This is a genomic window from Enterobacter sp. RHBSTW-00994 (assembly GCF_013782625.1).
In the GTDB taxonomy this organism is placed as follows: Bacteria; Pseudomonadota; Gammaproteobacteria; order Enterobacterales; family Enterobacteriaceae; genus Enterobacter.
On the sequence record NZ_CP056199.1, the window covers coordinates 3486832 to 3508052 of the forward strand.

General features: G+C 52.6%; 19 protein-coding genes. 4 read left to right on the forward strand and 15 right to left on the reverse strand.

Annotation, left to right across the window (positions count from 1 at the left end; translation table 11 throughout):
• Positions 1 to 70: 70 nt before the first annotated feature.
• The 5 genes from iscA to trmJ all read right to left on the reverse strand — a co-directional run bounded on the left by iscA (position 71) and on the right by trmJ (position 3642).
• Entirely contained in the window at positions 71 to 394 is a 324-nt protein-coding gene (gene iscA / locus HV346_RS16685; RefSeq protein WP_040074497.1) for an iron-sulfur cluster assembly protein IscA, read from the reverse strand.
• A gap of 13 nt (positions 395 to 407) precedes the next feature.
• Positions 408 to 794 carry a Fe-S cluster assembly scaffold IscU gene (gene iscU / locus HV346_RS16690; protein WP_005120408.1) on the reverse strand — a complete coding sequence of 129 codons (387 nt, stop codon included), beginning with the start codon at positions 792 to 794 and terminating at the stop codon, positions 408 to 410.
• A 27-nt stretch (positions 795 to 821) separates the two neighbouring features.
• Positions 822 to 2036 carry a cysteine desulfurase gene (gene iscS / locus HV346_RS16695; RefSeq protein WP_181620383.1) on the reverse strand — a complete coding sequence of 405 codons (1215 nt, stop codon included), beginning with the start codon at positions 2034 to 2036 and terminating at the stop codon, positions 822 to 824.
• Between the two features lie 178 nt (positions 2037 to 2214).
• On the reverse strand, positions 2215 to 2706 hold the full coding sequence (gene iscR, locus HV346_RS16700) for a Fe-S cluster assembly transcriptional regulator IscR (protein ID WP_181620384.1): 492 nt from the start codon (positions 2704 to 2706) through the stop codon (positions 2215 to 2217).
• 207 nt (positions 2707 to 2913) lie between these two features.
• The gene (gene trmJ / locus HV346_RS16705) at positions 2914 to 3642 is read right to left on the reverse strand and encodes a tRNA (cytosine(32)/uridine(32)-2'-O)-methyltransferase TrmJ (protein WP_181620385.1); all 729 of its coding nucleotides are present in this window, start codon (positions 3640 to 3642) and stop codon (positions 2914 to 2916) included.
• Positions 3643 to 3774: 132 nt separating this feature from the next.
• Here trmJ and suhB point away from each other — a divergent pair, with 132 nt between their 5' ends.
• Positions 3775 to 4578: an inositol-1-monophosphatase gene (suhB, locus tag HV346_RS16710; RefSeq protein ID WP_181620386.1), complete on the forward strand. Its 804-nt coding sequence runs from the start codon at positions 3775 to 3777 to the stop codon at positions 4576 to 4578.
• Between the two features lie 70 nt (positions 4579 to 4648).
• On the opposite strand, the gene HV346_RS16715 is transcribed toward suhB, so the two are convergent.
• Together HV346_RS16715 and HV346_RS16720 are read right to left on the reverse strand one after the other, a co-directional pair.
• Positions 4649 to 5629 (reverse strand): nickel/cobalt transporter, encoded by a 981-nt coding sequence (locus HV346_RS16715; protein WP_181620387.1) that lies wholly within the window; start codon positions 5627 to 5629, stop codon positions 4649 to 4651.
• Positions 5620 to 6258, reverse strand: a complete 639-nt coding sequence (locus tag HV346_RS16720; protein WP_181620388.1) for a DUF1007 family protein — start codon at positions 6256 to 6258, stop codon at positions 5620 to 5622. The genes HV346_RS16715 and HV346_RS16720 overlap by 10 nt, the downstream gene beginning before the upstream one ends.
• A 125-nt stretch (positions 6259 to 6383) precedes the next feature.
• Between HV346_RS16720 and csiE the strand changes: the two genes are divergently transcribed.
• Positions 6384 to 7661: a stationary phase inducible protein CsiE gene (gene csiE / locus HV346_RS16725; RefSeq protein WP_181620389.1), complete on the forward strand. Its 1278-nt coding sequence runs from the start codon at positions 6384 to 6386 to the stop codon at positions 7659 to 7661.
• Positions 7662 to 7664: 3 nt separating this feature from the next.
• Here the strand turns inward: csiE and HV346_RS16730 are convergent, their stop codons facing one another.
• Positions 7665 to 8804, reverse strand: coding sequence for a 3-phenylpropionate MFS transporter (locus HV346_RS16730; RefSeq protein WP_181620390.1), 1140 nt, complete (start codon positions 8802 to 8804; stop codon positions 7665 to 7667).
• A 112-nt stretch (positions 8805 to 8916) separates the two neighbouring features.
• Positions 8917 to 9414 (reverse strand): DUF2569 domain-containing protein, encoded by a 498-nt coding sequence (locus HV346_RS16735; protein WP_181620391.1) that lies wholly within the window; start codon positions 9412 to 9414, stop codon positions 8917 to 8919.
• A gap of 150 nt (positions 9415 to 9564) precedes the next feature.
• Here HV346_RS16735 and HV346_RS16740 point away from each other — a divergent pair, with 150 nt between their 5' ends.
• A complete protein-coding gene (locus HV346_RS16740; RefSeq protein ID WP_181620392.1) occupies positions 9565 to 9987 on the forward strand; it encodes a DoxX family protein in 423 nt (140 codons plus the stop codon).
• 50 nt (positions 9988 to 10037) lie between these two features.
• Here the strand turns inward: HV346_RS16740 and glyA are convergent, their stop codons facing one another.
• Entirely contained in the window at positions 10038 to 11291 is a 1254-nt protein-coding gene (gene glyA / locus HV346_RS16745) for a serine hydroxymethyltransferase (protein ID WP_181620393.1), read from the reverse strand.
• Positions 11292 to 11597: 306 nt separating this feature from the next.
• Between glyA and hmpA the strand changes: the two genes are divergently transcribed.
• Entirely contained in the window at positions 11598 to 12788 is a 1191-nt protein-coding gene (gene hmpA / locus HV346_RS16750) for an NO-inducible flavohemoprotein (RefSeq protein ID WP_181620394.1), read from the forward strand.
• 81 nt (positions 12789 to 12869) lie between these two features.
• Here the strand turns inward: hmpA and glnB are convergent, their stop codons facing one another.
• The 5 genes from glnB to purL form a co-directional block, all read right to left on the reverse strand.
• Complete coding sequence (gene glnB / locus HV346_RS16755; RefSeq protein ID WP_003860685.1) at positions 12870 to 13208, reverse strand: nitrogen regulatory protein P-II; 339 nt, start codon at positions 13206 to 13208, stop codon at positions 12870 to 12872.
• An 80-nt stretch (positions 13209 to 13288) separates the two neighbouring features.
• Positions 13289 to 14626 (reverse strand): two-component system response regulator GlrR, encoded by a 1338-nt coding sequence (glrR, locus tag HV346_RS16760; RefSeq protein WP_181620395.1) that lies wholly within the window; start codon positions 14624 to 14626, stop codon positions 13289 to 13291.
• Positions 14623 to 15384 (reverse strand): two-component system QseEF-associated lipoprotein QseG, encoded by a 762-nt coding sequence (qseG, locus tag HV346_RS16765; protein ID WP_181620396.1) that lies wholly within the window; start codon positions 15382 to 15384, stop codon positions 14623 to 14625. Before qseG ends, glrR begins: the two co-directional genes overlap by 4 nt.
• Positions 15381 to 16814 (reverse strand): two component system sensor histidine kinase QseE/GlrK, encoded by a 1434-nt coding sequence (qseE, locus tag HV346_RS16770; protein WP_181620397.1) that lies wholly within the window; start codon positions 16812 to 16814, stop codon positions 15381 to 15383. The genes qseG and qseE overlap by 4 nt, the downstream gene beginning before the upstream one ends.
• Before the next feature lie 518 nt (positions 16815 to 17332).
• The gene (purL, locus tag HV346_RS16775) at positions 17333 to 21220 is read right to left on the reverse strand and encodes a phosphoribosylformylglycinamidine synthase (protein WP_181620398.1); all 3888 of its coding nucleotides are present in this window, start codon (positions 21218 to 21220) and stop codon (positions 17333 to 17335) included.
• Position 21221: the final 1 nt, after the last annotated feature.

Genomic DNA, 21221 nt, shown 5'->3' on the forward strand with positions numbered 1-21221 from the left:
CGGGGCTAGCCAGTTAAAACAAACCCCACGCGCAGCGTGTCTGCGGTGGGGTTCTACGGATGACGCACGATTATACGTGGAAGCTTTCGCCGCAACCGCACTCGTCTTTTACGTTCGGGTTCGTAAATTTAAACCCTTCGTTAAGGCCTTCTTTCACGAAGTCCAGTTGAGTGCCGTTGAGAAATTGCAGGCTCTTGCCATCGACCACCACCTTCACGCCTTTGTCTTCAAACACGGTATCGTCTGACGCCGGTTCATCAACAAATTCCAGTACATAAGCCATACCAGAACAGCCGGAGGTACGTACACCCAGTCGCAGGCCAAAGCCTTTACCACGGTTCGCCAGGAAGGCGCTTACTCGCGCGGCAGCGCTGTCGCTAAGGGTAATCGACATACTCAAACCTCAATTATTTTGCTTCACGTTTACTTTTGTAATCCGCAATGGCGGCTTTAATCGCGTCTTCTGCCAGGATCGAGCAGTGAATTTTCACTGGAGGCAGTTCAAGTTCGTCAGCAATATCAGTATTTTTGATTGCCTGAGCTTCATCCAGAGACTTACCTTTCACCCATTCGGTGACCAGGGAGCTGGATGCGATAGCAGAACCGCAGCCGTAAGTCTTGAAACGCGCGTCTTCAATGATACCTTCATTGTTGACTTTAATCTGCAACTTCATCACGTCGCCACATGCTGGTGCACCGACCATGCCACTTCCTACGCTCTCGTCGCTGTTGTCAAAAGAGCCAACGTTACGTGGGTTCTCGTAGTGATCAATTACTTTTTCGCTGTATGCCATGATTGAATTCTCCTTATCTGATACCGATTAGTGATGTGACCATTCAATGCTGTTCAGATCCACGCCCTGCTTGAACATTTCCCACAGTGGAGAAAGGTCACGCAGACGGCCGATGGAGTTACGAACCAGCTTGATGGTGTAGTCAATCTCTTCTTCGGTAGTGAAACGACCTAAAGAGAAACGGATAGAGCTGTGTGCCAGCTCGTCAGTCATACCCAGTGCACGCAGCACATAGGATGGCTCCAGACTTGCAGAGGTACAGGCAGAACCTGAAGACACAGCCAAGTCTTTCAGCGCCATGATCAGCGATTCACCTTCAACATAGTTGAAGCTGACGTTGAGGATGTTTGGAGCGCCCTGCTCGAGATCGCCGTTCAGATAGACTTCTTCCATATCTTTCACGCCGTCCCACAGACGGTTACGCAGAGTGCGCAGACGCGCCATCTCGGTTTCCATCTCTTCTTTCGCAATACGATATGCTTCGCCCATGCCCACGATCTGGTGAACAGGCAGAGTACCAGAACGCATGCCGCGCTCGTGACCACCGCCGTGCATCTGTGCTTCGATGCGGATACGTGGTTTACGACGAACATACAGCGCACCAATGCCTTTCGGGCCGTAGATTTTATGGCCGGAGAAGGACATCAGATCCACTTTCAACTGGCTCAGGTCGATAGGCAGTTTGCCCACGCTCTGGGTTGCATCAACGTGGTAAATGATGCCGCGCGCACGGCACATTTCGCCGATGGTCGCGATATCCTGTACTACGCCGATTTCGTTATTCACGTGCATGATAGAGACCAGAATGGTGTCGTCGCGCATTGCGGCTTCCAGCTCTTTCAGGTCAATGATACCGTTGCTTTGCGGGGCGAGATAGGTGACTTCAAATCCTTCACGCTCCAGCTGGCGGCAGGTATCCAGCACAGCTTTGTGTTCAGTTTTGCTGGTAATGACGTGCTTGCCTTTTTTCTGATAGAAGTTGGCTGCACCTTTGATCGCCAGGTTGTCGGATTCGGTCGCGCCGGAAGTGAAAACAATTTCACGCGGATCGGCGCCCACCAGGTCAGCAATCTGATTACGGGCGATATCAACCGCCTCTTCAGCATGCCAGCCAAAACGGTGTGAACGGGAAGCTGGGTTACCAAAGTTTCCGTCCAGGGTCAGACACTGCATCATTTTCTCGGCAACACGCGGGTCCACCGGCGTGGTTGCGGAGTAATCGAGATAGATCGGTAATTTCATTGCTCTATAAACTCCGTACATCGCTTCAATGCAAGGAATCAGGCTACCGGCTGGATGTACGACCGAGTACACGGGGCGGGTGAACGCCCCGGCCTGATTCTGAAATCTATTATAATTTTTTACCCTAACTGTTTTGCGATGCGGCAATGCCGCAGCGCCCCGAAACAGAACGGGTAAATTATGCGCGCAGTTTCACGTCGATAGCGTCTTGTGCGCGGGTGCTGCGTTGGGAATCATGGCTATGCTGACGACCAGATACATCCAGAACTTCCTGGTTATTCACCAGTTCACCAAGGGTGATGTTGTTCAGGAAGCCGGTCAGACGGTCGCTCAAGTCGCGCCACAGCGCGTGGGTCAGGCACTTATCACCGCCCTGGCAGCCACCTTTGCCCTGACAACGCGTCGCATCAACAGACTCGTCAACAGCACTAATGACTTCACCCACCGCAATGCTGCCAGCGTCTTTACCCAGCAGATAACCGCCGCCTGGGCCACGTACACTGGAAACCAGTCCATTTTTACGCAATCTGGAGAACAGTTGTTCCAGATAAGAAAGGGAAATTCCCTGACGTTCAGAAATATCAGCCAACGGAACCGGGCCCGTTTCAGAGTTGAGCGCAACGTCCAGCATCGCGGTCACGGCATAACGCCCTTTAGATGTCAGTCTCATGTCTTACTTAACCTCAAACTCGCCCCTGCCCGGGGTTTTTTATTGTAAAATGGGGATATTGCATAGCAGGGCCAAGTCTGACATTCCCGACTAAATTGGTCAACTATTTACTTGACTGTTTTAGTCAGGTATTTAACGTTACGTGCCGTTTTGCCTCAGTGTGGCTTGATGCCCTCACCCGCCGGAAGAGGGCAAAAAACGGTGCAATCACTCTTTATTCTTCTGCTCAATCGACGCCAGAATACCGCGCAGGATGTTCAGTTCCTGGCTTTCAGGGCGCGCACGTGTGAACAGACGGCGCAGCTTATTCATGACCTGGCCTGGGTGACCTTCGCGAATAAAACCGGTAGAAAGCAGTGTCTGTTCCAGATGACCGTAGAAGCGTTCAAGGTCGTCAACCAGCGGATATGGCGTTTCTGCCTGCTCCACGCTCTCGCCTTTTTCCTGTGTTGCCAGCCAGGCCATACGCACTTCATAGGCGATCACCTGAACGGCCATCGCCAGATTCAGCGAGCTGTACTCCGGGTTCGCCGCGATGGCAACGTGGTAATGGCATTTCTGTAATTCGTCGTTAGTCAGCCCGACACGCTCACGACCAAACACCAGCGCGACCGGAGCCTGTTCAGCCTCGGAAATGCTCTTCAGGCCACATTCACGCGGGTCCAGCATTGGCCACGGTAACGTACGGGAACGGGCGCTGGTTCCTACCACCAGGCTACATCCGGCAAGCGCTTCATCAAGCGTATCGACGATTTGTGCATTACCAATCACATCACTTGCACCCGCCGCCAGCGCGATCGCCTGAGAGTCGGGTTTCACCAGCGGATTAACCAACCACAAATTGGTTAATCCCATTGTTTTCATTGCGCGGGCGACAGAGCCCATGTTGCCGGTATGCGATGTTTCGACCAGCACGATTCGAATGTTTTGCAGCATAATTTTTCTGTGTCTGAATTCAGTGTCTGAAGAATATTCGGGCATATTATCATAAACGAGAGACATAATCCGAACTCGCTGCTATACTCTGCGCCGATTTTCCCGTTCTTTAACATCCAGTGAGAGAGACCGATGCATCCGATGCTGACCATCGCCGTGCGCGCAGCGCGCAAGGCGGGTAATGTAATTGCCAAACACTACGAAACACCTGACTCCGTAGAAACCAGCCAGAAAGGCAGCAATGATTTCGTGACGAATGTCGATAAAGCCGCAGAAGCGATTATTATCGAAACAATCCGCAAATCTTACCCGCAGCACACCATCATCACCGAAGAAAGCGGTGAACACGAAGGTACAGATCAGGATGTTCAATGGGTTATCGATCCACTGGATGGCACGACCAACTTCGTAAAACGTCTTCCACACTTCTCTGTATCTATCGCAGTACGCATTAAAGGCCGTACTGAAGTTGCTGTGGTTTATGATCCAATGCGTAACGAACTCTTCACCGCGACCCGCGGCCAGGGGGCTCAACTGAATGGTTATCGTCTGCGCGGCAGCAATGCTCGCGATCTGGATGGTACTATTCTGGCGACCGGCTTCCCGTTCAAAGCCAAACAACACGCTACTGCATACATGAATATCCTGGGCAAGCTGTTCACCGAATGTGCTGACTTCCGTCGCACCGGCTCTGCTGCACTGGATCTGGCGTATGTTGCTGCTGGCCGCGTTGACGGTTACTTCGAAATTGGCCTGAAGCCGTGGGATTTCGCTGCTGGCGAACTGATTGCACGCGAAGCTGGCGCGCTGGTGTGCGATTTCACCGGTGGTCACAACTACATGCTGACAGGCAACATCGTGGCGGGTAACCCACGTGTGGTTAAAGCCATGCTGGCAAATATGCGTGATGAACTGAGCGAAGCGCTGAAGCGTTAATTCAGCTCATCGCCCCAGCCTGGTCATCCTCTATGGGAGAAGGCCAGGCTGGACATCAAATCACATACCGTCAAAAGGGCCGCAACCCCCTTCCCACCGGCACTGCACTCATCCACATCGTTACCGCTGCAACCAGTAAAATCACGCCACCCGCCAATGCGAGCGTAGTCCACCCTACCTGTCGCCATAGCACCGGCGTTGTGTTACCACTGAGTTTGACCGCCATCTGACGGAAACTGTGCACCAGCAATGCCAGCGATGAAATCGTTAATGATGTCCCCGCCGCCATCGCCAGCGCCGACAGCATTCCCCAGCCAAATACGCCAATCACCTTACTGAACAGCAGCACCATGATCGCGCCTGAACATGGACGCATTCCCATCGAGAGGATGATCATCGCGCGCGCACGCCAGTCATCGCCATTCTGTAATTGATCCTGCGTCGGCAGATGCTGATGCCCACAGCCACAGTGGGCATCGTGAACATGGTGCGGCGTAAATGTTTTGAATTTTGGTTTTTGCAGTAATACCTGCAATTTTTTCAGCGCTCGCCAGCAAAGAATGAGCCCCAGCATGCCGACCAGCGCATAACTCCCCTTCTCCAGCCAAAAACTGCTCATATGCAACTGACGCGCAGGAAGTTGTAAAAGCGACAGCACAATCACCACCAGCCCAATCGCTACGCAACCCTGAAGCAGTGAAGAGGCCAGCGTCAGGCCAATACTCGATTTCAGCTTCGACGGATGGGTAGCAAGCCAGGTAGTGATCACGATCTTGCCATGCCCCGGTCCCAGAGCATGCAGCACACCGTAAACAAAGCTGAATGCCAGGAGAGCGCCCCCCGCTTTCGTCGGGTTTTCGGCCACCCCTTTCAGCAACCCGCTCATCTGCTGGTTAACCTCTCGCTGCCAGATAATGCTTTTCATCATTACCTGAGGCCAGGCGTGCCATAACCACAGTGAACCACACACGGCAAACAGCAAAAAAAGAGCCAGCGGCCAAAGATGCAGCCACTGGCGAGATTTTCTGACCGGAGAAGAAATCACTGACATTGTAAGGTTACCTGCTGTGCAAACTGTTTCCCCAACTCCATATCCTCCGGCGGCGCGTCTGCTTTATCGAGCGATACGGCAAAGTTAAGCGTTTCCTCGCTGGGTTTTGGAGTGTGTACGGCAATCTTACAATTTTTTTGCAGGGCAGCAGGAAGGTGTGCATCACCGTCTTCGGCGTAACTCATATCAACATAGTAAGTGGGGTCGAACGTCGAAAAGGTGTATTTCTGTCCTGCCAGCAGTTGCGGTTCAGCCAGCGGGAGAATGAACGTTAGTACCGCCTGATGCCCCTCGCGTGACATTCCATACTCTGTCGGGCGATTGAGAAACTTCACTTTCTTCCCGTCATGCCAGAACTCTGTGAAATAGTGCTGACCGAGGACATTGGCCATCACTTCTGCAGCCAGTTTTTTCCAAATCTCATCACCAGGCCTGGCATTTCCTGCATCATAAAGCAGATCAGCAGAGGTAATTTCATCCATCGTCCAGCGCATTTTCAGACCGCTGAGATGTGTTCCATCCGTTACCAGATCCGTTTTCAGGCTGATAAAACTGTGAGGATGTGCGCTAACGGTAAGAGAGAAAACCGCCAAAAATAACGCCAAGGCGCTTTGTTTAACTATTTGCATCACTTCCTCACGTCAAAAATTCTGTGATGTTCGCCAGCATTCCTGAAGGAAAGAGCTCTCGCTGCGCTTTCTTGCGGACATCCTTTAGCTATTCTTACCAGACACTCCTACTGGATACCCGACAGATGATGACGACGCTCGAAATACCATCTGTGCTTTCCAGTTCGCAGCGCCGCTGCCAGGTGCTTTTGATGCTTTACCTGCCCGATGCTGCCGTCACCGCACAAAGCATTATTGCTGCTAATGGGGTGGACGATGCTATCGCACGGCAAGATATAGCCGAGACGCGCGATGAAATCCAGCGCTATCACCGGCTAGACATCGTTTCGCATCATGACGGTAGCTACCGAATTGAAGGCACAGCACTGAATCAACGGTTATGCCTGCTGCACTGGCTGCGCAGGTCACTTCGGCTTTGCCCACATTTTGTGACTCATCAGTTTACGCCCGCGCTTAAAACCGCACTTAAACAGCATGGCATTGCCCGGACGCTGTATGACGATACAAATCTAAGAGCACTGATTAACTTCTGTTCGCGCAAGCTTCAGCGCCAGTTTGAATGCCGGGACATTCAGTTTTTACAGCTTTTTTTGCAATATTGTCTGATTCAGCACCATCTGGGTAAAACGCCGCAGTTTTCCCACATTCAGCGCAACTGGACGCAATCACGGAGCGAGTATTTCACCGCGCAGGAGATCGTTCGTCACTGGAAGCGACGTGTCGCCAGGATACCTCACGTTGATGAACAGCTATTTTTGGCGCTGCTGTTTATGATGCTACGCACTCCCGACCCTGCTATGGATAAACACCAGCAGGATGAACGTCTGCGCCGGACAATTGTCCGGATGATTGCCCGTTTCCGGTCGCAAACCGGTATGCACTTTAGCGATGAACAAGGCCTGACCGATCAGCTTTATATCCATCTTGCTCAGGCGCTTGACCGCTCGCTGTTCGATGTCGGTATTGATAACAGTCTGCCGGAGGAGATCCATCGGCTCTATCCACGACTGCTGCGCACAACGAAAGATGTGCTTTTCGAACTGGAAGCCGAGTTTGGGCTGCATTTCTCTGATGATGAGATGAGCCTGGTTGCTGTTATTTTTGGCGCATGGCTGATGCAGGAAAGTGACTTGCATGAAAAACAGGTGGTGTTGCTGACGGGTGACGATCAGGCCTGCGAAGCACTGATTGAGCAGCAATTACGGGAAATTACGTTGCTGCCGCTCAATATCCGCTATCTGTCGTTAAAGACCTATCAGAAAGAGGGTGCGCCCAGGGAAGCGGCACTGGTTGTCACCCCTTACGCTACGACGTTACCGCTGTTCTCGCCGCCGCTTATTCATGCCGTTGAGGCGCTCAATATGCAGCAGCAAGAACATATCCGGGCCATGCTCGAATCGTAAGTCTTATACGCGCGCGGCCACTTTGGGACGCACTACCATTGCAGGCAGCGCCACCAGAGCCATCACCCAGAATACGCCATGCCCCAGGTGCTGATACAGGAAACCGGCAAAGACTGTCATTATTGCGATACTGCCACCCATGGCCACCGCGGAATAAACCGCCTGAAGTCGAATAACGTCCCCACCCTCACGAGCAGCGATATAGCGCATCGCCGCCAGATGACAAACGGTGAAGGTTCCACAGTGCAGGATTTGCGCCACAATCAGCCACGGCAGCTCTGTGGTCCAGCCCATAATGCCCCAGCGCGCCACACCGCAAATAGCGGAAAGCAATAACAGATCGCGAGCACCAAAACGGCGGAACAGTTTTTTGCTCAGCGCGAAGATAACAACTTCTGCCACCACGCCGAGTGACCATAAATAGCCCACCGCTGAAGCGGAATATCCCGCCCCCTGCCAGTAAATCGCACTGAAGCCATAGTAGGCCGCATGTGCCCCTTGTAGCAGGCAGACACAGGCCAGAAAACGCCAACTCTGCGCCACTAGCGTGCGCCAGGCCGGCCAGCCAGCACTCTCCTGGTGACGACTTTCCCCCTGCGGCATTACCGACGGACGCAGCAGCATGCCCAGTAACATGGAGGCAATCCCGATGCTCAGCAGTGCCAGAATGGCGTGGTAATCGTAGAGACTGACCAGTTTGCCCACCAGCGCGGACCCAATCACAAACGCAATCGATCCCCACAGGCGAACACGGCCATAATCCATGGTTATCTGTTTTTGCCATGTATTTGCCAGGGCATCTGTCAACGGAACCAGGGGAGAGAAGAAAAGGTTAAAACCCACCATCACCACCATCAGCCAGGCAAACTGATGGCTGATCCAAAACCCGGCAAGGAACACCAGCGTCAGGAGCGCCAGAATACGTAAGGATTTAATCAGTAATGAGGGATCGCTAACACGGGGGGCAATAATGAGACTACCGAGAAAACGTGCGATAAGTCCTGCACCGAGCAACAAACCGATGGTCTCAGGCGTCAGCCCAATTCCTTTGAGCCAGACGCTCCAGAAAGGCAGAAAAATACCGTAGCTGAAAAAATAGGTGAAATAGCTGAGCGCCAGCCAGCGTGTGGAATGCAAAGCCATGAATCCCTCCCGATATGGAGGCGATAGTCTGGCGGTAAACAAGTATCAGCGCAAGCCACGAGTAACAACTAAATAACACGTAAATTTAGCAGGGCTTTATCGCCCTGCTGTATTACCCGTGAATGAAAACGCGATGAATGCGTTTTGACCGCAGGAAATAAGGGATCCAGATAAGCGCGCCAACCAGCGGTGAAAGCGCATTACGGATATCTGCAGTATCCAGTCTGGCATCAAAGACCCACGCCGGAATACCTACGAAATAAAGCATGTAAGCCACCCCCATTAAATAGTAGGGAATGATGATTTTGCGGATACCCGCTTTTCTTTTAAAGAAGAACCATCCAGCAGCAAAGGTCAGAACCAGATCAATTAACACAACCGGAATTCCTCCCATGCCAAACAGAGTGATACCACTGCCTTGCTGAAAATAACGGAACACGGCGGAAAAATAGTTCCAGGCGCCAAACGGTGTCGTCAGCAGGTTAATCACTAACCCGGCAGCAGGCAGATAAAGCAGCCCGTTTATTTTCTGTTCATCCTGTTGTTCGCACTCATCACACAACCCAGACTCTTTATTGGCCTCTTTTTGCTGACATTCTATGCACTGCATATTTATCCCTTGCCAAAGAAAAGAGGTGATTTTACACGATAGCGCTATTTTACATCACACCAATGCCTGATTTATGAAGAAAAGCTGAATGGCACGCCTGCAATTTGTGTATTAGCTTTAAGAAAGGTCCCACCTGAAAACGAGCCTGCTATGAACACTCTGCGTTATTTTGATTTCGGCCAGTCCCGTCCTCTGATGTTACTGATTGCCCGTATCGCGATCGTTGTGTTGTTTATTATTTTTGGTTTTCCGAAGCTGACTGGATTTAGTGGTACGGTGCAATATATGACGTCACTGGGCGCACCAATGCCCATGCTGGCCGCCATTATTGCCGTGGTGATGGAAGTTCCCGCCGCCATTCTTATTGTGCTCGGCTTTTTTACTCGCCCGCTGGCGATACTCTTCGTTTTTTATACGCTAGGGACGGCGGTAATTGGCCACCACTACTGGGACATGAGCGGCGATGCGGTTGTGCCAAATATGATCAACTTCTATAAAAATATCAGTATTGCTGGTGCATTCTTGCTGCTGGCGATAACCGGGCCTGGCGCACTCTCCATTGACCGACGTTAACCATAAAAAAAGGCCGCAACCGCGGCCTTTTTTAGTTCAGCAATACTGAATTATGCGTAAACAGGGAAGCGTGCGCAGATATCCAGCACTTTACCTTTAACGCGCTCAATGACCGCTTCGTCATTGATGTTGTCCAGAACGTCACACATCCAGCCTGCCAGCTCTTTCACTTCCGCTTCTTTGAAACCGCGACGCGTCACAGCCGGAGAACCGATACGGATACCGGAGGTCACAAACGGGCTCTTAGGATCGTTAGGCACGCTGTTTTTGTTAACGGTGATGTTGGCACGGCCCAGGGCAGCGTCAGCTTCTTTACCGGTCAGGTTTTTATCAACCAGATCCAGCAGGAACAGGTGGTTCTCAGTACCGCCAGACACCACTTTGTAACCACGATTCAGGAAGACTTCCACCATCGCTTTGGCGTTTTTCGCAACCTGCTGCTGGTAAACCTTGAACTCTGGCTCCATCGCTTCTTTCAGTGCCACTGCTTTACCCGCGATAACGTGCATCAGCGGGCCGCCCTGTGCGCTTGGGAAAACAGCAGAGTTCAGTTTCTTGTACAGCTCTTCGCTACCGCCTTTCGCCAGGATCAGGCCACCGCGTGGACCTGCCAGGGTTTTGTGGGTCGTGGTGGTTACAACGTGAGCATGCGGAACCGGGTTCGGGTATACATCCGCAGCAATCAGGCCTGCAACGTGCGCCATATCCACGAACAGATACGCACCGATGCTGTCTGCGATTTCACGCATTTTTGCCCAATCAACCACGCCAGAGTATGCGGAGAAACCACCGATAATCATCTTCGGTTTGTGGGTTTGAGCCTGCTTCGCCATGTCAGCGTAGTCAATTTTACCGGACTCATCGATACCGTAAGGGATGATGTTGTACAGCTTGCCGGAGAAGTTAACCGGAGAGCCGTGAGTCAGGTGGCCACCTTGCGCCAGGTTCATACCCAGAACGGTATCACCCGGTTGCAGCAGAGCGGTATAAACAGCGAAGTTAGCCTGAGATCCGGAGTGTGGCTGCACGTTAGCGTAATCAGCGCCAAACAGCTCTTTTGCACGGTCAATCGCCAGTTGTTCAACGATATCAACGTATTCGCAACCGCCGTAGTAGCGCTTGCCTGGGTAACCTTCAGCATATTTGTTGGTCAGCTGAGAACCCTGCGCCTGCATGACGCGCGGGCTGGTGTAGTTCTCGGAGGCGATCAGTTCGATGTGCTCTTCCTGACGTACTTTTTCCTGCTCCATAGCCTGCCACAGTTCGGCATCATAATCGGCAATGTTCATTTCACGCTTTAACATCCGCATCTCCTGACTCAGCTAACAATAAAATTTTGACCTGAAAAAGGCAGTCCTGTTGGACAACGCGCAACAGTATAACTGATTAGTTCTGTGATAACAGGTCTTGACAAAGGATTTTACGCAAACGTTTTCCTTCACGCCACGCAAGGGTTTGAGGAATAAAGCTCTCGCCATTTTCAATGGATTTCTTTTCAGGTTTGTGATGCATATTTTTCACGATGCAAAGAACCATTTACAACGCAGGGTTATTTTTTATAAGATGCATTTAAAATACATCATTAAAGTAACACTCAGAAGGAAGCTGCTATGCTCGACGCTCAAACCATCGCAACCGTTAAAGCCACCATTCCCCTGCTGGTCGAAACCGGACCTAAACTTACCGCCCATTTCTACGATCGCATGTTCGCGCATAACCCGGAGCTCAAAGAGATTTTCAACATGAGCAACCAGCGTAATGGCGATCAGCGTGAAGCACTGTTTAACGCCATCGCGGCTTATGCCAGTAACATTGAAAACCTGGCGGCTTTGCTGCCTGCGGTAGAAAAAATCGCGCAGAAACATACCAGTTTCCAGATCCAACCCGAGCAATACAATATCGTTGGCGGCCACCTGCTGGCGACGCTGGACGAGATGTTCAGCCCAGGTCAGGAGGTCCTGGACGCATGGGGTAAAGCCTATGGCGTGCTGGCAAACGTGTTTATCAATCGCGAAGCACAACTCTACAGCGAAAATGCAAACAAAAACGGCGGCTGGGAAGGAACCCGCGCGTTCCGTATCGTCGAGAAAACCCCGCGTAGCGCCCTGATTACCAGCTTTGAATTTGAACCTGTCGATGGTCAGCCGGTTGCCGATTACCAGCCAGGCCAGTATCTGGGGGTCTGGCTGAAACCCGAAGGCTTCCCGCACCAGGAGATCCGCCAGTACTCTCTGACACGTAAACCCAACGGTAAAGGCTATCGCATTGCGGTAAAACGTGAAGAAGGCGGTCAAGTTTCCACCTGGCTGCATAATCATGCGAGTGTCGGAGATGTGGTTCATCTGGCCGCACCAGCGGGCGATTTCTTTATGGCCGTTGAGGCGAATACGCCAGTGACGCTGATTTCTGCGGGTGTCGGTCAAACCCCGATGCTGGCGATGCTGGATACGCTGGCAAAATCTAACCACAGTGCCCAGGTGAACTGGTTCCATGCGGCTGAAAACGGTGACGTTCACGCCTTTGCGGATGAAGTGAATACGATTGCGACAAGTTTGCCACGCTTTAACGCGCACACCTGGTATCGTCAGCCGACAGACGCTGACCGGGCAGCCAAACGTTTCAACAGTGAAGGATTGATGGATTTAGGCCAGCAGGAAGGTGCGTTCAGCGCACCAGATATGCAGTTCTACGTCTGTGGTCCGGTGGCGTTTATGCAGTATGCCGCGAAGCAACTGGTTGGATTGGGTGTGGCGAAAGACAACATTCACTATGAATGTTTTGGACCGCATAAAGTTCTGTAATCGCCTAACGGTGCTTCACTTGCAATGGCCTACAGGGCAATCTTGTAGGCCGGATAAGCGCAGCGCCACACGGCAATCATGTTAAATCGCGGCGTCGTCTTCCTCGCCCGTACGGATACGGATAACACGCGCAACATCAAACACGAAAATTTTGCCGTCGCCGATTTTACCCGTCTGTGCCGTACGAATAATTGTATCCACGCAGGTATCGACAATATCGTCACTCACCACAATTTCAATTTTCACTTTCGGCAGAAAGTCCACCATGTACTCTGCGCCACGGTACAGCTCAGTGTGGCCCTTCTGGCGACCAAAACCTTTCACTTCAGTCACTGTCATCCCGGTAATGCCAACTTCCGCCAGCGCTTCACGTACATCATCCAGTTTGAAAGGTTTAATAATCGCATCAATTTTTTTCATGGTGGGTCCTTAAACTCTTGCCTGTTAACAGCCTCGTAATCGGTTGCTCACAGTATCATATTCATTCGGATTTTGCGGTACTACTCTTTAAAATCGTTCGCTTCCAGCTCATGGCGCGACAGCAGCTTGTAGAACTCGGTACGGTTACGTCCGGCCATACGCGCCGCATGGGTGACGTTACCCTTAGTGATCTGGAGGAGCTTACGCAGATAGTTGAGCTCAAACTGATTACGCGCTTCAACAAAGGTCGGCAACACCGTATTTTCACCTTCCAGCGCCTGCTCCACCAGCGCATCACTGATCACCGGTGAAGATGTCAGCGCCACACACTGCTCAATGACATTTACCAGTTGACGCACATTACCCGGCCAGCTTGCCGTCATCAGACGTTTCATTGCATCCGTTGAAAATGCCCGGACAAACGGCTTGTGACGGTCAGCGGACTGGCGCAGAAGATGGTTCGCCAACAACGGGATATCTTCCGCACGCTCTGCCAGTGCAGGGATTTTCAGGTTCACGACGTTGAGACGATAATAGAGATCTTCACGAAATTCGTTTCGTGCCATCACCTTCGGTAAATCACGATGTGTGGCAGAGATAATGCGCACGTTGATATCAATATCGCGGTTGCTGCCCAAAGGACGGACTTTACGCTCCTGCAAAACACGTAATAATTTTACCTGGAGCGGCGCAGGCATATCACCGATCTCATCAAGGAAAAGCGTACCGCCTTCGGCCGCCTGAAACAGCCCTTCCCTGCTGCTCACTGCACCGGTAAATGCCCCCCGCGCGTGACCAAATAATTCAGATTCCAAAAGCTGCTCTGGCAACGCACCGCAGTTGATCGCAATAAAGGCATTTTTATTGCGCGGGCTGGCGTTGTGAATAGCCTGCGCCAGGATCTCTTTCCCGGTTCCACTCTGGCCGTTAATCAGCACGCTCACATCTGATTGCGCCACCATTCGCGCCTGCTCAAGCAGACGCAGCATGGCCGGGCTTCGAGTGACGATCGATTCTCGCCATGCTTCATCGCTGGAGGGCGCGGCGTGCTCAAGCGCGCTATCGATGGCCTTATAGAGTGCATCTTTGTCTACCGGTTTGGTCAGGAAGCTAAATACGCCCTGCTGCGTCGCGGCAACGGCATCCGGGATCGAACCGTGTGCGGTAAGAATAATCACCGGCATGCCAGGCTGCTGTTTCTGGATCTCAGCAAACAACTGCATGCCATCCATTTCGTCCATCCGCAAATCGCTGATCACGAGATCAATCTTCTCACGGGTAAGCACTTTCAGTCCTTCCTGCCCACTTTCGGCAGTTACCACGCTAAAACCTTCGCTAACCAGGCGCATTCCCAGCAGTTTTAACAAACCAGGGTCATCGTCGACCAGCAGGAGGTGAGCGGGTTTACGGCTTGTCATGGCTTCACATCCTCTTGTTTCTGCGTATCACTATCCTGATCCGGCGTTGTCGATTGTGAATTACTCTTTGACCCATCGGGCAAATAGCTCCCCGCCGGTTTACGTGTCGAGAGCTGTCTTTCAATATCAGTCAGGTTTTCAAGCTTGCGCGTCGTGGTATCAAGTTGAGTGCGTAAGTATTGTTGTTGCTGGCGAAGTGTATCAAGCTCACCGTCGGTAGACTGCTGTAACTTACTGTAGCGGGAGCGTTCTTCGGCCAGTTGCAGTTGTTGCACTTGCCCTTCTCGCCAGAGTTGGTACACCGGGCGAACCTGGGCCGGGATCCGTGAACTGAGCGTGTCCAGTTGCGCGGTATTTGCTCGCCGTTCGACGGGGGTAATTTTAGCGTCGGCCAGTAAAATCGCGCGTTTAAACGTATCCTGCCAGGTATCGTCTCCCCACATAGCCGCTTGTGCGCGAGCGGTGGCGGGCGCAAGACGCTGCGCGCAATCGATCCCACGAAGCCAGTACAGAGGGTTAACATCCACATCATGACCAGATAAATTCCAGAGATCGTCGCAGCGAGTGGTCAGGAAGTCCGCCAGTTGGTTTTCTGGCCATTTATCATCTTGTCTATCACTAATCGCACTCTCAGGGGCATGGGAAACACACCCCGCCAGAAGTAAACCGGACAGGCCCAGACGCCATTTTTTGCTGGAAAACACTGCGCGCACTGCGCGAAAAAAGACGTGTGACATACTCACCAGACATAGATTCATTTCATTGATTTTTCCGGCTCAAGAGGCAGTTCGATACGAAAGCACACATCCGAGCGATCGTCACTCACGATATTGAGCTCGCCTTGCATGCGCCGTATGCAGTCGCGGGCAATACTCAACCCCAGACCACTTCCTTTTACCGCACCTTTTCGCTGATGACTTCCCTGGAAAAAGGGCTCAAAAATCATCGCTTTTTCGTCATCCGGAATCGGCGTGCCCGTATTGGCAACGTCAATAAACACTCGAGAATCATTCATATAACTACGGATATAAATGTTACCGGATTCAGTACCATAGTGCACCGCATTGGAATAAAGATTATCCAGCACACTCATTAAAAGCATCGGCTCGGCAAGGCAGGCTGAGACATTAAGCGCCACGTCAGTATGCATCATTTTAGCTCTTGCCGGCAGACTATGGGCTGAGACCACCATGTCTATCAGAGGCGCAATATCGACCCTTTCAAGGGCCACTGCACCATCGGCCAGTTTACGGTTGTAATCCAGTAATTGCTCAATAAGTTTTTGCAAATTACGGCTGCTGGCATCCAGGATCTCAACAATCTCTTTTTGTTCTGGCGTCAGTGGCCCTGGAACCTCATCAGCCAGCAGCTCCGTCCCTTCCCGCATACTGGCGAGTGGCGTTTTTAATTCGTGTGAGATGTGGCGTAAAAACTGATGACGCTGGGACTCCAGCCATGCCAGACGTTCCGAAAGCCAGATAATACGCTGGCCCACAGAGCGCAATTCCCTCGGGCCTTTAAAGACAACCGTGTCGCCAAGGGAACGGCCTTCCCCCAGGCGGTTGATCATCCGCTGAATGCCTTTTACCGGGCCGATAATCATGCGAGTAAACAACAGAACCAGCGCCAGGCTGACTAAAAAGAGCACCAGCGCCTGCCAGCCAAAGAACTGACCTCGCTCAGCGATCTCCTGCTGCAACTGCTGGCCCCGTGAGAAAATCACTGCTCGCGTCGCCTGGGTCATGTCGGTATTGGCGTTAGCAAACGCTTCAAGACGTGCGGCAGCAGCAGCATCCGGGCCACTGTTTTTACACTGCAACTGGGCCAGATCGTTCAGGTCCTGGCGTAGCGCCTGGTAAAGCTTGTCATCAGGCAGAACGCCCGCATGTGCATCCAGCATTTCGCTGTAGCGTTTACGTTGATTTTGATAGACCTTTTCCAGGGTACGATCGTCCAGCACGCAATACTGGCGATAGCTTCGTTCCATCTCCAGCGCGGCATTGGTCATCGCTTCACTGCGCCGTGCATCAACCAGCGTTGTGCGGTTTGTTAATGCCGCCTGAGCACTGAGTGCATTCAGGCTTTGCCACGCCTGCCATGCCAGAACCAGAAGAGGCAACAGAATCAACAGAAACGCCATCATGACGAGTTGTCGCAGGGAACGAGGAAAAACGGGCCAGCGTTTCAACGCATTACTCTCTTAGTAAGGGGTTCATGAGAGCGTAACTGAGTCTACCCTTCAGATACAACAAAGCCGGGTAAAAACCCGGCTTTGTTGTGAAATGAGGCGGTGCCTAACTCGACGTTTCGCCCTGGCCTGATAAAGCATCGCTATAATCAGTGGTTGGACGGCAGGCACCTGTTTGTGCGTCATTCGAAGTTTATGTAGCACGTCCCGAAGGGGCTGACATAAGAGGGTGAATGAGCCACTGCGCAATATTATGCAACACCCATGCCAGAATAAAAAGTAAATATTTATATTATTGATAATAATGAGGTTTATTGATTCACGCCGTCAATTACTCATCGAATGATTTTCATGCTAAGCGTCGCCAATTAACAACACCTTAGCTTAAACATAATTAATTTCATATAAATCATAGAATTAAATGTCTCCATATGGAGACATTCTAAATGCAGGGTTGTCGCGAATTCCCGACAAAAAAAAGCCCCCATTTCTGGAGGCTTTTTACAAACAGGAGGCGTTTAGCCCAACTGTTTACGTGCATTGCGGAAAATGCGCATCCACGGGCTGTCTTCGCCCCAGTTTTCCGGATGCCAGGAGTTGCTCACCGTACGGAACACACGCTCCGGATGCGGCATCATCACCGTGACCCTGCCACTTTCGCTGGTCACTGCGGTAATACCATTCGGGGAGCCGTTCGGGTTTGCAGGATACGTTTGCGTCACTTTGCCAGTGTTATCGACAAAGCGCAGCGCCACCAGGCCTTTGCTTTCAAGCTGAGCAAGATGGGCAGCATCACGAACTTCAACCTGGCCTTCACCGTGAGATACCGCAATCGGCATCTGCGAGCCAACCATACCCTGCAACAACAGAGACGGGCTTTGTGTCACTTCAACCAGGCTAAAACGCGCTTCGAAGCGGTCAGACTGGTTACGCACAAAGCGTGGCCAGGCTTCGCTTCCTGGGATCAGTTCACGCAGATTAGACATCATCTGGCAACCATTACATACGCCGAGCGCCAGAGTCTGCGGACGGTGGAAGAAGGTTTCAAACTCATCACGAACGCGGTTGTTGAAGAGGATGGACTTCGCCCAGCCTTCTCCCGCCCCCAGCACGTCACCGTATGAGAAGCCACCGCAGGCCACCAGCGCCTGGAAATCGTCCAGCCCGGTACGCCCAGCCAACAGGTCGCTCATATGAACATCGATGGCATCAAAACCTGCACGGTGGAAAGCTGCCGCCATTTCAACGTGGGAGTTCACGCCCTGCTCACGCAGCACGGCCACTTTTGGACGCGCGCCTGTTGCAATATACGGGGCAGCGATATCCTCGTTAATGTCAAAGGAGAGCTTCACGTTCAGGCCTGGATCGTTGTCATTGGCTTTCGCGTTGTGCTCCTGATCGGCACATTCCGGGTTATCACGCAGACGCTGCATCTGCCAGGTCGTTTCCGCCCACCACATACGCAGTGTGGTGCGGCTTTCGCTGAACACCGCATGGCCATCGGCTTCAATCACAAAACGATCGCCCTTCACGGCACGACCCAGATAGTGCACGCAATCTGCCAGGCCATGTTGTGCCAGCAGTGCCTCAACCGCATCGCGATCTGCTGCACGCACCTGAATCACCGCCCCCAGCTCTTCATTAAACAGCGCCGCCAGACGATCGTCACCAAGCGAAGCGATGTCGGCTTGCACACCACAGTGACCGGTAAAGGCCATTTCTGCCAGGGTCACCAGCAGGCCGCCATCGGAGCGGTCGTGGTAGGCCAGCAGTTTGCGCTGAGCAACCAGTGCCTGAACCGCATCGTAGAAGCCCTTCAACTGCGCGACATCACGCACATCAGCAGGTTTATCACCAAGCTGACGATAAACCTGAGCCAGCGCCGTTGCACCCAGCGCGTTATGGCCTTTGCCCAGATCAATCAGCAACAGGGCGTTGTCTTCAGTCGAGAGCTGCGGAGTGATGGTCTGACGTACGTCTTCGACGCGCGCAAACGCAGTGATCACCAGCGAGAGCGGAGACGTCATCTCGCGCTGCTCGCTCCCTTCCTGCCAGCGGGTTTTCATCGACATGGAGTCTTTACCCACCGGAATGGTCAGGCCGAGAGCAGGACACAACTCCTCGCCCACCGCTTTAACAGCTTCGTACAGACCCGCATCCTCACCAGGGTGACCGGCTGCAGCCATCCAGTTCGCGGAGAGCTTAATACGTTTGATATCGCCAATCTGCGTCGCAGCAATGTTCGTCAACGCTTCACCCACAGCCAGACGGGCTGAAGCGGCGAAGTCGAGCAGTGCCACAGGCGTACGCTCTCCCAGCGCCATCGCTTCACCGTAATAGCTGTCCAGGCTCGCGGTGGTAACGGCACAGTTGGCTACCGGGATCTGCCACGGACCAACCATCTGGTCGCGAGCCACCATACCAGTTACGGTACGGTCGCCAATCGTAACAAGGAAGGTTTTTTCTGCAACGGCAGGCAGATGCAACACACGGTTCACGGCCTCCGCGAGGGTGATGCCCTGGCGATCCAGTGATTTACCCGCCGCTTTACGGGTCTGAACGTTACGCGTCATCTTCGGCGTTTTGCCAAGCAGCACATCCAGCGGCAGGTCGATAGGCTGATTGTCGAAATGCGGGTCGTTCATGGTCAGGTGCAGTTCTTCTGTCGCTTCACCAATGACCGCATACGGTGCACGCTCGCGGCGACACAGTTCGTCAAACAATGGCAACTGATCGGCCGCAACGGCCATCACATAACGTTCCTGGGATTCGTTGCACCAGATCTCCAGCGGGCTCATGCCGGGTTCATCACTCAGTATTTTACGCAGGTCGAAACGGCCACCGCGTCCACCATCGCTCACCAGTTCCGGCATGGCGTTAGATAAACCACCCGCGCCGACATCGTGGATAAACAGAATCGGGTTAGCGTCACCCAGTTGCCAGCAACGGTCGATAACTTCCTGGCAACGGCGTTCCATCTCCGGGTTGTCACGCTGTACAGAGGCAAAATCGAGATCGGCATCAGACTGGCCGGACGCCATAGAAGACGCCGCACCGCCACCCAGACCGATATTCATCGCCGGGCCACCCAGGACGATCAGCTTCGCACCAACGGTAATCTCGCCTTTTTGCACGTGATCGGCACGAATGTTACCAATCCCGCCTGCCAGCATGATCGGTTTGTGGTATCCACGCAGCTCTTCACCGTTGTGGCTGTCCACTCTTTCTTCGTAAGTACGGAAGTAACCGTTCAGTGCCGGACGACCAAACTCGTTGTTAAACGCTGCGCCACCCAACGGGCCTTCCGTCATGATATCGAGCGCGGTAACGATACGTTCTGGCTTACCAAAATCTTCTTCCCACGGCTGTTCAAAACCAGGGATACGCAGGTTGGAGACGGAGAAACCAACCAGACCGGCTTTTGGTTTTGCACCGCGGCCGGTTGCACCTTCATCACGGATTTCACCGCCAGAACCGGTTGCCGCACCCGGCCACGGGGAGATCGCCGTCGGGTGGTTGTGGGTTTCAACCTTCATCAGGATATGCGCTGGCTCCTGGTGGAACTCATAACGCCCTGCTTCGCGATCGGCGAAGAAGCGGCCCACTTCTGAACCTTCCATTACCGCCGCGTTATCTTTATAAGCAGACAATACGTGGTCAGGGGTTTGTTCAAAGGTGTTTTTAATCATTTTGAACAGCGACTTTGGCTGCTCTTCGCCATCGATAATCCAGTCAGCGTTGAAAATCTTATGGCGGCAGTGTTCGGAGTTGGCCTGCGCGAACATATAGAGCTCGATGTCGTTCGGATTGCGGTTCAGCTTAACGAAAGCATCCTGCAAATAATCGATTTCATCTTCGGCCAGCGCCAGACCTAAACGCTGGTTAGCCTCAATAAGTGCCTGACGTCCCTGCCCCAGCAGATCTACGCTTTGCACGGGTGCTGGCTGGTGATGAGCAAACAACTTCTGCGCATCGTCCAGAGAGGTAAACACACTCTCCATCATACGGTCGTGTAGCTCGTCAGCAACACTCTGCCACTGCTCAGTGGTCAGCGTTGATGCTTCAACATAGTACGCCACACCACGTTCCAGACGAGTAATCTGATTCAGGCCACAGTTGTGGGCGATGTCAGTGGCTTTTGAAGACCAGGGGGAGATTGTGCCAGGACGCGGAGTCACAAGCAGAAGTTTACCGCCAGGCGTATGGCTATTCAGGGTTGGGCCATACTTGAGCAAGCGTCCAAGGCGCGCCAGCTCTTCGGCATCCAGAGATGCATTCAGATCAGCAAAATGGACATACTCAGCGTAAATATCGCTTACCGGGAGGTCGGCAGCCTGAAAACGTGCCAGCAGTTTATTAATACGGAAGGCAGACAGTGCAGGCGAACCACGCAGAATTTCCATCATA